Source organism: Merdimonas faecis (assembly GCF_001754075.1).
In the GTDB taxonomy this organism is placed as follows: domain Bacteria; phylum Bacillota; class Clostridia; order Lachnospirales; family Lachnospiraceae; genus Merdimonas; species Merdimonas faecis.
In genome coordinates, this window is sequence record NZ_MIEH01000033.1 from 24,508 (window position 1) to 35,613 (window position 11,106).

11 protein-coding genes are annotated in these 11,106 nt (G+C 39.7%); 1 reads left to right on the forward strand and 10 read right to left on the reverse strand.

Annotation, left to right across the window (positions count from 1 at the left end; translation table 11 throughout):
- The first annotated feature begins 164 nt into the window (after positions 1-164).
- The gene (locus BKD12_RS15190; protein WP_070090201.1) at positions 165-1,388 is read left to right on the forward strand and encodes an ATP-binding protein; all 1,224 of its coding nucleotides are present in this window, start codon (positions 165-167) and stop codon (positions 1,386-1,388) included.
- 251 nt (positions 1,389-1,639) lie between these two features.
- On the opposite strand, the gene BKD12_RS15195 is transcribed toward BKD12_RS15190, so the two are convergent.
- The 10 genes from BKD12_RS15195 to BKD12_RS15240 form a co-directional block, all read right to left on the reverse strand.
- Positions 1,640-2,455, reverse strand: a complete 816-nt coding sequence (locus BKD12_RS15195; protein WP_070090202.1) for a DUF6615 family protein — start codon at positions 2,453-2,455, stop codon at positions 1,640-1,642.
- Positions 2,456-2,683: 228 nt separating this feature from the next.
- Positions 2,684-3,772, reverse strand: a complete 1,089-nt coding sequence (locus tag BKD12_RS15200) for a hypothetical protein (RefSeq protein WP_070090203.1) — start codon at positions 3,770-3,772, stop codon at positions 2,684-2,686.
- A gap of 101 nt (positions 3,773-3,873) precedes the next feature.
- Complete coding sequence (locus BKD12_RS15205) at positions 3,874-4,197, reverse strand: helix-turn-helix domain-containing protein (RefSeq protein WP_070090204.1); 324 nt, start codon at positions 4,195-4,197, stop codon at positions 3,874-3,876.
- Between the two features lie 233 nt (positions 4,198-4,430).
- Positions 4,431-6,062 carry an HD domain-containing protein gene (locus tag BKD12_RS15210; RefSeq protein WP_070090205.1) on the reverse strand — a complete coding sequence of 544 codons (1,632 nt, stop codon included), beginning with the start codon at positions 6,060-6,062 and terminating at the stop codon, positions 4,431-4,433.
- A 2-nt stretch (positions 6,063-6,064) separates the two neighbouring features.
- Complete coding sequence (locus BKD12_RS15215; RefSeq protein WP_070090206.1) at positions 6,065-6,424, reverse strand: hypothetical protein; 360 nt, start codon at positions 6,422-6,424, stop codon at positions 6,065-6,067.
- A 321-nt stretch (positions 6,425-6,745) separates the two neighbouring features.
- Positions 6,746-7,216, reverse strand: a complete 471-nt coding sequence (locus BKD12_RS15220) for a hypothetical protein (protein WP_141736960.1) — start codon at positions 7,214-7,216, stop codon at positions 6,746-6,748.
- Positions 7,217-7,299: 83 nt separating this feature from the next.
- Positions 7,300-7,920, reverse strand: coding sequence for a hypothetical protein (locus tag BKD12_RS15225; protein WP_070090208.1), 621 nt, complete (start codon positions 7,918-7,920; stop codon positions 7,300-7,302).
- Positions 7,921-7,935: 15 nt separating this feature from the next.
- Complete coding sequence (locus BKD12_RS15230) at positions 7,936-8,673, reverse strand: hypothetical protein (RefSeq protein WP_070090209.1); 738 nt, start codon at positions 8,671-8,673, stop codon at positions 7,936-7,938.
- A 26-nt stretch (positions 8,674-8,699) separates the two neighbouring features.
- Complete coding sequence (locus BKD12_RS15235; RefSeq protein ID WP_070090210.1) at positions 8,700-9,932, reverse strand: abortive infection system toxin AbiGii family protein; 1,233 nt, start codon at positions 9,930-9,932, stop codon at positions 8,700-8,702.
- On the reverse strand, positions 9,932-10,642 hold the full coding sequence (locus BKD12_RS15240) for an abortive infection system antitoxin AbiGi family protein (protein WP_176730986.1): 711 nt from the start codon (positions 10,640-10,642) through the stop codon (positions 9,932-9,934). Before BKD12_RS15240 ends, BKD12_RS15235 begins: the two co-directional genes overlap by 1 nt.
- Positions 10,643-11,106 lie beyond the last annotated feature (464 nt).

Consider the following 11,106-nt stretch of genomic DNA (forward strand, 5'->3'; position numbering starts at 1 on the left):
TTCTCCCAAATTATAGTTGATTTTAGGAGAAAAATCAAGTTGTTAGGAGAAAGCTTCTCCCAAAACCGTGTAGGATTACTTGCGTTTTTCTTATGGTCAGTTGATTTCCTTTTATTTTTTGGCTATAATAAGATTGAATCGTATTTTAGCCAGGAGGTCTCGATATGACATATATTAAAAGGGATTTGGAACCAAAAATATTATCGTTGTCCAAAGAATATTCAGCCATTCTTATCACTGGCCCAAGACAGGTTGGCAAAACTACTATTTTGCGCCAACTAATGCAAAAAAACAGAGCTTATGTCACGCTCGATGATCTTGAAAACCGGGCCATGGCTCAAAATGATCCTGCGCTTTTCCTTCAGCTGCATGACCGTCCAATTCTTATTGACGAAGTTCAGTATGCTCCACAGCTTTTTTCATATATTAAGATCGAAATTGACAATGGTGCCGAATCCGGCAGTTTCTGGCTTACAGGATCCCAGTCGTTCCGTATGATGGAACTGGCCCAGGAATCACTGGCCGGAAGGGTGGCTCTGCTCCACATGCCATCTTTATCACAACATGAAATCTATGGCAGCGGAAGCAATTCTCCTTTTTCAATTGATCTGAATGCACTAAAGGAAAGAGCCACAACACATGCACCCGCAGATATGCAGGAAATCTATCAGCGCATCTGGAAAGGGTCTATGCCAGGATTAATCAGCGGCCGCTTTTCCGACCGGGATGTTTTCTACAGCAGTTACCTTCAGACCTATATTGACAGAGATGTCAGTGAGCTTATCCATTTAACCGACAAACTGATATTCCGTGATTTTATCCGTGCGGCGGCCTGTCGTATCGGACAGCTGCTAAACATTCACGATATTGCCCAGGATGTTGGAGTATCTGATGATACCGCAAAACGTTGGCTTCAGGTTTTAGAAAAATCGGATATTATTTTTTATCTTCGGCCCTACTCCAACAATCTTTTGAAACGCACTGTAAAAACTCCTAAGCTGTATTTTTTTGATACAGGACTTGTTGCTTATCTTACAAAATACAGTTCGCCTGACATTTTGGCAAACGGAGCTTTAAACGGCGCAATTCTTGAAAACTATGTGGTGTCTGAGGTTTTGAAGACCTACCAAAACGATGCAAAAGAATGTCTCTTGTGGTACTATCGCGATAAAGAAATGCATGAGATTGATATGATTATTGAAAGCGACGGCATACTGCATCCTCTGGAGGTTAAGCGTTCCGTCAATCCAGGCAGCAAGCTGATCGGTGCATTCGATATTTTAAATAAAGGCAGTGTCCCAAAAGGGAAGGGCGCTCTTCTCTGTATGCGTCCCACACTGTCAGCAGTCAATAGCGATAACTATATTATCCCAATTTGGATGATATAAACGAAGGCATAGTCCAGATCTATTCTGATGCTGGGCTATGCCTTCATCGACACTTCTCCATTGTCCTTCCTCCTTTGAAAGTACTGAAAGCTCATAATTGACCTCGAGAGAGCCTCCAGATTTTGTTTCCGAAGTTCATCTTTGCGGCAATAGAATTGACTCATATCCCACAAAGTCAAGTAAGTTTGCTATGGCAGTCAGCCGACAGGCTACCGCAAAGTTTTTCAGTGCCCCTCCTCCCTGGAACAGTTTTACTCCTTCCTTCGCAAGTCGATGACGCCAATCCCACCAATATCGGTAAGCCTCATCTCTCTTTCAAACCAGCTTAGATCTTCCTCTCTTCTCTCCACGAACATTTTCAGATAATCGGGGATTCCTTTCCTATAATGTTTAATCCCGATGACTCCCGGCAGATTATTCCGGTTCTGTTCCTTTTGGATCAATATCTGGTTCATTCTATTTAGCAGCCTTTCCGCATCTCTAACAAACAGCAGATCACAAAGAGACAGTTTAAAAGAACAATTCAACAGATCTCCATCCAGAATCTTCCGCCTTGAGCCGCCAAACAGCAATTCATAAACCGCTGATGCCAAAGATATATAGCATCCATTCTCGCAATCCTCACACCACCTGAACGTTTCCTCGCTCAGCCAGGGATTATTCTTCATTTGCTCATTGATATCCGACTCTCCCGTCGAATAAAACATATATAACGGCAGGGCATCTTTATATTTAGCCTCATTTATAAGCAGATCAATCTGCATCCCATTTTTATTACTATAACTTAACAATGGATAATTATCCCTGGTATAAAGATAAAGCTTTTTGGCCTGTACCAGAAAACGGTATGCACAATACTCCTCCGAATACATATCCGAAGTCAGAATCCACCATTCCCAGTCACATCCATTTTCCGCCTCTTCATGCTTTGTAAATGCCTGATAATATATGTCAGGGCATTTTTCTGAAACCTGGTACAACAGCCAGTCTGTTAAAGATTCCTCTTTCACATGTCTCTGTTTTTTCAGCCACCAGTAAAGCTGACTGGAACAATCATGAAACAACATAATTCCATCACTCTCTTTCACACGCTTCTCCAAACTCTTCCATATGTCGCTTTGAATACATATTCATTGATACCCAAGGGCCTTGAATACATACTAGCACAGATTCCCCACTGTTTCTACTTGTATTACTCTCGTTTTTCTTATGCGCAGTTGATTTCTTTCTGTTTTTTACAAATAATAAACTACCGCAAAACGTTGGCTTCAGGTTTTAGAATATTCTGACCTGTATCATTGGCGCGCCAGGCTAAAAAAGTCATCATTCAGCGCCATAGCCCGGATCATGGCAGCCTGATCTTCGGAATTTATCCGAAGACAGGTAAACGGATAATAGCGCTTAACCGATTCTTTATTATTTTCAATATCCGCAAATATCTTTTCCCAGTCCTTCTCCCTGAGAAGAATGGAAGTATTCTCAGAGACAAGCCATTTACAACGATTATATGCCGTATCTCTCATTAGTCTGTCGACCAAGTCCGCTTCTGCCTGCAGTATATGCTGACAGACACCATATGACTTCTTTGCGGCCGCCTCCAGAACCGGATGAATCGTGTCCCCCGGTTTATACCGTAGCAGGTCTTCATAATCCGAAATGTCATATTCTTTGTCTACTTTTCCTCTTTCATATAATCGCTGTATCAGCAGTTCATCCGCATTTTCGCCAAGTAACAGGCTGGCATATATCTTCTGTTTTTCTTCCGTACTGAACGGAAGCCTCTCAACCCTTTCATAAAATCTGTCCGGCACACAGCGAGACGGCGGTTGTATTGGTTCATCCAGATATTGATTGATCAGTTCTGTCGCCTGCAGACACTGGCTGCGTGTTATATCTCCGTATATGAATATCTTGTCTCCCAGTCTTGCTTCAAGAAGGCAGGCGATCGCCAGAAGATAAATGTGATATGGTTTGCCAGATGTTGTCCGCCCCCATGTGGTCCTTACCTTCTGAAATCTCGGGTCTTCCCAGCTGTAATCCATACAATCCGCTATCGCTCCAAGCATAGCATCCCCGGCCTCCTGATCAAACAGATCGCCTTGAACAAAATCCCTGAATAATGAAATGTCATCTGCGGTCTGCATTGTTTCATAATCCCCGGATGCAGTCCATCCGATCCGCTTCGCATTTTTGCCAAGCCACCAGGCCGACTCCTCTTTCTCAGCTGTAGGAATAAGACAGATTGTATCTATACCTTTCACATTTACCTTTCTTCGTTCTGCCAGCGGAAAAATCTTAAGAAAACGAAGCGTTTCCTCGTATGCCTGTACCCATTCTGCCTTTGAAACCGAATTAGAAACTGCCAGACTTATGTATTCACCCACTCTGTTTCCCCCTCTCCTCAAATTTGTTTATACGTTACGTTTTTACGGTATTTTATCATTCAAAAAAATGCATGTCAATCACAACACGCATTTCAGGCAATTTAACATTCTTCTTTCAAGGCATCGAAATATCCCCTCAACCGGTCTTTCTGCCGCTCCGAAAGAGCACGGTATTCCTGGATCAGAGATATTTCTCCACTGCTTAGGACCAAATCATACTCCACCGGCTTCCCCTCTGACAAAAGCTCATACGGCGACACATGCAATACTTCACATATTTTCATTATTTTATCCGCTGCCGGGTTGGTCTTCTTTCTCTTCCAGTCACTGATCGTACTCTGAGATATTCCTGTCCGATTTGCAAACTCTTTCTGGCTGATCCCTCTCTGCTCCATGAGCAGATAAATCTTCTCGCTGATGATCAATTCGTTTCTCCTCCTAAGTTTCTTCCGCTACACACATATTTACGTTCTCCCAGATCCGCTCTTTGCCCGACGCCTGCCTTTCTCAATTCCGTACTCGCTCTCCGATGCATTTATCACTTGCGAGATCCACTGTCTCCGGGAACTCCAGTCAATTCTTCTTCCAAAAAAGCCTGCTTTTTACATTGCGTATTTACACGGCACATACCATGTAAAAGGGAATCTAGCAAAACACTCTAAGACACCACATCCAATAACAGCCTTTTACAGATTTCCTGATTGTCGATATCAGCAGCATCTTCATCTACCCCTGGTTTCCGTTTATAAAACAGATAAAAGAAATTATCTCTCTCACGCTCTTTCGCCTGCAAAGAAGTTACAATATCTCCAACTTTAGCAACTTTTTCTCCTTCCTTGGTTTGAAACACAATATTCGTTGAAGAAAAATCGGCCTTTCCAAATCCACTGTTAAACTGCGATGCCATCAGAATGATGAAGTTGCACTCCATATGATTTTCATCTGCATACTTTTTCAGAGAATTCATAACCTTTAATATTTTCTTTTTATCTCTTAACTGCGTTTTCTTTGTTTCTGAATCCATCTCTGTCTCTTCAATAACCTCTTTTTCTTTCTGCAGCTTTTCTATCAGCACATTATCTATCACCCAGGAATCAGTGCTTTTAGAAAGATACAAGGCCGTAACACTCATAGCATCTTCAAAATCCTGCAGCAGTGATCCGCCGTGCGTCATTTCTAATATAAAAGCTTTATACTCCGCTTCAGATTTCCACACCGGATGTCTCCTTCCCCTGCGTTCAAAAAATTCACGACTCATATCATTCGGAAATGCATTCTTCATCAGATAAACAATATCATCATCGCAAAGCAGAGAGATGGAAATCCCCTTGCGAAGTTTTTGACCCTTCTCAGACAATGTTTCTATGGAGAAAAGCTTTTTGCTGCCTTGATTAACCTCTTTGCTAAGATGCGCAATAATATGCTGAAGAAGATAAGTTTCATACAACACAACAGGATGCGACTGGATCCATTTCTTCTCCGCATCATGCGCATAGACAACATTTTCAATCACACTAATCGCATTTTTATTATAGGCAATCTTATAGTTGCCCTGATCTCTTGCTATTGTGAGGGAACTGATCAGCCTTACATAATCTATGTTAACAGTATCAAATCCAGTAATATACGCATCTCTAAGCAAATAGTCCAGCTTATCGACATCTATAACTTTGGAGTTAAGCATAGCGATAAAACAGTTTTTAATACTATTTTCAACTGACTCTGTATTACTATATTGATACCCAGTAATACATCTTGCAAAGAACTCTTTCTCACTTTCCTTTAAGAAAAAGCTTTCAAATTCTATGATACCAATAATCGCACTTGCTATTTCATGAGGCGCTGCCGCCTGACTGTTTCCCTTCGGGACATCCTTTTTAAATAATTCGCTTCCGACACTCCTTATCAATCTTGTATGTAATTCCCTGTAATCACGTCCCTTTCCCAGATAAAACTCTTCTCCTGTATGCGAAAAAGGTGCATGGCCCACATCATGAAGCAAACAGGCAAGCTGAAAAAGTTCACCTATACGCTCTACCTCTTTCATCTCCTTTTCTTTGGACTTCACTTCTTCCACCAACCGTCTGGCAGCAAGATTTCCCAGGTAATATACCCCAATGGAGTGGACAAAACGATTGTGTACCGCAGAAGAATAAAGCGGAGAATAACTAGTCTGTAGTATTCTCCGCAGTCTTTGAAATGTAGCCGTATCTACAATATTATTCATATATTTTACTGGTATCTGAATATATCCGTAAATAGGATCTTTCAGCCTTTTGTACTCTTTCATACTTACACCCCTAAAGCCTGAATCGAACGTTGATTCATAAATGCAAGCAAAACATCCAATGCAAGATATCCCCGGAACTGGTGTACCAGATCATCTACATCCTTTCCTTCCTTCAGCGAAATCCCTTTTTCGCCCTCTTCTTCGTTTTCTTCAAAAAAATCCGAATAATTCCTGAACAAAGCATCAGTATTATCCCGTGACAGAATCAAAACCGCTTTTTCTCCATTTTCCTTTAAGATTTGAACCACTTCTGAACCATAACTTTCAAGTTCATGATACGTAAGAAATCTTTTATCCGTCTTTTTCAACACCTCGATCAGCGCGTTTGCCGCCAAATCCTCAATCCCAATATAAAAACACATATTCCCTCCAACTAAGCAAATCATCATTAATAAAATAGCATACAGATTATGTAGGAAAAGTATAACACTTTTTATGGTATATACTCAATATAGCATATTGCTGAATTTTATATTCCAATTGGGGGTGCGGACAAAAAGTTGGACTCTTGCACATCGTGACTAACGATGAAACACACAAAAGAACAAATAGCTATCTAACTCCAACTGCTGCAAATGCTGAAAATATCAATATTCTCAAAGCACCGGTATCGACCAGACGGCTCTCATGAACCGAAAGAAAACAGTAATAATTGATGCCCTAAAAAATAAATATTTCTTGACTTAATCCTGTTTATAGTATTCCCTTATTAGATTTTCCAACTTTCTTAAAATTCCGATGCAATCCTTTCCTTTAATTTCAGAAACATAATTCTCCTTCTGTGCTCTAAAGACCGCTCTAGTTTTCCCATCCACCTTATCATCTATTGAAACTTGATCCAGATCTCCAAAAAGAAGGATCGGCCTTGATTCCACGTCCTTAAATTTCATTCCCCCGACATCTTCTATTTTACACGTCAATCGAACACCTGACCATGATATCTGCGCAACTTCAAACATCTCAGCAGAATGTTTAAAAAGATTATTAATATAACGAATTCCCGATACAAATTTCCTTATATTCCTGTCAGTTATCTTTACTTGCTCCAACAAAACAACCGCTGAATATATGGCCTGACGCAGTGTATCAACCATATCCATTTCTTCTGTTGGTAAATATAGCGTTGTCACGCCGTATTTTTCCCGCTCCTTCATACAGTTCTCAATATAAGCATTATACTCATTCTCATATTGCGATCTATATTGGTCAAAACACCGAATATGATATTCTATATTATTCATAGATCCCCTTTCAGATGAACAGGTTGATCCTGCATGGACAATGTTACTTCATCAAGTTCCAGTCTTTGCAAAACCCCCATTTCCCCAGTAGTAATTACCTCATAGCCAGTTTTGCCGGATTCTAATTTTTCTTTATGTGGTTTACATGGTCTTGTTGCAGTTCCATCGCCACAAACAATCGCTACTGCGCTCTTTTTCACTTTCAAAGCGGAACAATCCATATAAGATCCATGATGCGGAACAATCAAATTATCATACCCCTCAGCTCTGAGATCCCATATCACGCTTTTTACTGCTTTATACGGAACATCTCCTGAAAACAGACTTTCTGTCAATTTCCCATTCTGCTGATTTTTAATCTCAATCAGAATACCGCCACAGTTTTCCTTTGATAAATCAAATTTCCTATTTGCCCCAACATAAAATGTTATTGTAGAATCTGGATTTTTTATCTCAACCAGCTTCCGCGCCGCAGAATTTCTCTGTACAATTGTCAGTTTATTTTTCTTAGTCAAATATGCAGCCAACCGTTTTGCGCTGATCGCATTTTTCTTAACAATTTCCGGTGCGATCCAGGGACATTCAAATAATTTCTCCGGAGCATATACACATCCCATAATATGATCATCATCCTAGTGGGACAGTACCACCGCATTCGGAATAACTTTTTGAAAACTTCTGACGGCCGCCCCATATTTCATTCTACTGCCACCAGGATGTGACCTCTGATGATATCCTACATCAAACATCATTTGAAATGAATCCCCTGATAGACGTATAAGATTCCCATTTCCGACATTATATATCCTTGTCGATGTAAAATGTACTCCATCCAGTAAAGTCTTTAACTGTCCCCTTATCACATGATCGCCAGACACTGGTGCCACCGGATAAACGTCATTAATCCTGTCAAGTATTGCCTGATCCAAAGTATCATCAGATATGTATATGCTACGTTCTCTAAAAATCACCGGACTGGCACTGCTTTCTATGACTCCCTCATATTCATCCCAACCAGCTGAATAAGGTTTTCGAAATTCTGCTATGAACCACCGATCGCCCATTTCTCTTAACTTTATCAATGTCTGGAAATCTGACCTAGCATCCATATAGATCAGATAACTATAAAAATAAGGTCGATATCCTGCCGGTCTCTGATTAGAATCTTCTCCGAAATATGATTCATCATATTCAAGCATATCCATCGTCATTACATTCAGCTTTGCTACCATCCGGCGTTCTTCCAATTCTTCCGGTGTTCGAATATCTTCCAGTTTCTCAATACTAACCCAAATCTGAGTTCGATAAATATTGTGAAATATCTCTTTAATCCTGCGTTCATGCTCATTCCATTCTCTTGGATATCTCATCAATCATTCTCCTATGTTTCGTCTTTTTATAAATACTCCTGCACCCGTTTCGCATCATGAAAAAGAGTAATTATATCGTCAGATCCTTTTGTTTTGTATTTTGCCAATTCCTCTTCAGTTTTAAAACACATAGTCGATGTATATCGCTCCTTCTCTTCGCTTTCATCCGCAAGAACTAACCGCTGCTTTTCACCTTTCCTAATACAATCCTGAAGCAAGGCATCAAATATGCAGATCAACGAAGGTACTTCTATCTTTACGCCAAACAGATCAAGTTCCGATACTGCTTCAAATTCAAAGAAAAATGGCTTCCCTATTGACTCACTCATATCATTTCCAATATCGTTAAAATCCCACTCACCATCAATATAATTAATCTTTTGGTTGTTACGAACAGGGATTTTATGAATGAGGTTCTGATATAATTGTTCTATCACACAGGCAGTATGAAAATCCACATCATCTTTTGGCGGAATAAAAGATACCTCGAGATACTCTTCTATTTTCAACACTTTTTCCCAAAACAGAATACTATTACTGTTAAATTTTTTACCATTGTCTGCGCATGATATACTATTTAGTTTTTGTCCTAAAAGCGTTCCCTTTCCTTCAAGATAAGCATTATAGATTGATGTTGATTCAACAATATCTTTAACACTTTTTGCCCTTCCAAGATTCAATGATATATTCAAAGTCATCCGCTGCGTCTTCCTGTCAGCGAAATATTTCAGACACAGTGGTTCTTCTTTCTCTGATTCAAATGCCCAAATTGAAATGCTGTTATTTGGAACCCTGGAAACTTTCAGGGTACGCTCATATTTATCACACCCAACTTTTATTTCAAATGGATCAGGTAGTCTGGGGGGAGACAACCAAAATGATCCTGAAACACATTTAATAGATGCCAATGGATTATATGCCATTTCTTTTACAGGAAATTCCTGTCCATTAAGAAGAACATAGCCGTCTTTAATCAAACTCAACCGAATAGGCTGTTGCGCATTGTATGAATATTCATAAACGTCCTTGTCCGTATAATGCTTACCGAGGATCTTTTTCTGTTCATCAGTCAGGTCTAATGAAAATCCTCCTAGCGTAAACGAATTATCCGTACCGGTAATAACACAATTCCCATTTTCATCAGCCACATACTTGACACCTTCGGGAAGCGAACGATTCAAATATTCGATAAGTGCCGGAGGAACAGCAAGCTGTGACTGAGGTTTACCTTTGAAAACTCTGTTAAAATCAACAAACATTAAAAATCCCCCTTTGAATTATCCCATATGATAACTTTTGAGAGCAGTTGATATTCTCCTGACTTATCAAGCCCCCATGTCATGATTTGTTCAGCTAAAATATCAAAATCTGAAAGGGTCTTAACGATTATGTATTTGAGGTCAGCATAATCAAAATTCAGAGATATCTCCTGAAGTCCAGACATCGCATTACTTAAATCATTTAAGCCGCCGGCATTTAAAATGTTTTCGTCAAAATACACCTGTTCAAATCCAGCTCTGGTTACATCCGGAATAAACCTCCATTCGCATTCATCAGTAAAACATTTTTTCTCAATTTTTCCAGTATTCCTGTTTTTCATTTTCCCCTCGTATGGCTTATAATACATCATTTCATGGAGCAAAAAGCTTTTCATCTTAAATTGTATCTTTGATTCTTTTCGGACATCTGATTTAAGCGCAGCCGAAAACGCTGTCGTAAAATCTTTTCGCAACTCAGAGTTAGGATTGATATATTGGATTGGCTGGATCTGTCTTTGCATCCCCCAGTACTTTGTAAAAGCCAGTCCATAGTATCCATACCACTGCAAATGTTCCTCAATCCGGTGCAGATTAATATCACAGAAACATTTCATGGGATATGCAATCTTTTTTAAATGGGGGATTTTCAGATACCTGATATCCTCCTCGCAATATCTCGGAGGCACCATTTTATTTTTTATATAAGCCACTATATGATCAAGTTCTGTTGTAAAAGTAAACAACGTATCCGCCTGGATCTTCGACGGGATGTGCGTTGATGTCTTTTCGCTTTTGGCAGAAGCCTTTCCTACTGACACAATTCTTTTATTATCCATATGTTTTCACCAATAAACTTTCTCTCTAATTCCTGCCCCGAGTCTGCGGGCTCTATAAACTTTTATATCTTCTTCCCTTGCGCCAGCCGCCTTTGTTGTATAAAAATTCTAATCAAAAAATGCGATTAAAGCAAAATGTGCTGCCCCCCCTATTTCCAGAAAATTCGCCACCACATAATATATTGTATAATATCATAATTTCGATTTCAAATTAACAAACCAAAGCAATATCTATAATCAGAAATCCCGACTCCACAAAAAACGACACTCCGGTAAAAATAATGTTCAGCGTTATTAGCGTCGGGTTAAAATAACCATCTAGTATAAATGTTTTTAAT

Coding starts and splice junctions, on each gene's coding strand:
- BKD12_RS15190 (WP_070090201.1), top strand. CDS start 165: ATGACATATATTAAAAGGGATTTGGAACCAAAAATATTATCGTTGTCC.
- BKD12_RS15195 (WP_070090202.1), bottom strand. CDS start 2,455: ATGTTGTTTCATGATTGTTCCAGTCAGCTTTACTGGTGGCTGAAAAAA.
- BKD12_RS15210 (WP_070090205.1), bottom strand. CDS start 6,062: ATGAAAGAGTACAAAAGGCTGAAAGATCCTATTTACGGATATATTCAG.
- BKD12_RS15215 (WP_070090206.1), bottom strand. CDS start 6,424: ATGTGTTTTTATATTGGGATTGAGGATTTGGCGGCAAACGCGCTGATC.
- BKD12_RS15220 (WP_141736960.1), bottom strand. CDS start 7,216: ATGAAGGAGCGGGAAAAATACGGCGTGACAACGCTATATTTACCAACA.
- BKD12_RS15225 (WP_070090208.1), bottom strand. CDS start 7,920: ATGGGATGTGTATATGCTCCGGAGAAATTATTTGAATGTCCCTGGATC.
- BKD12_RS15230 (WP_070090209.1), bottom strand. CDS start 8,673: ATGAGATATCCAAGAGAATGGAATGAGCATGAACGCAGGATTAAAGAG.
- BKD12_RS15235 (WP_070090210.1), bottom strand. CDS start 9,932: ATGTTTGTTGATTTTAACAGAGTTTTCAAAGGTAAACCTCAGTCACAG.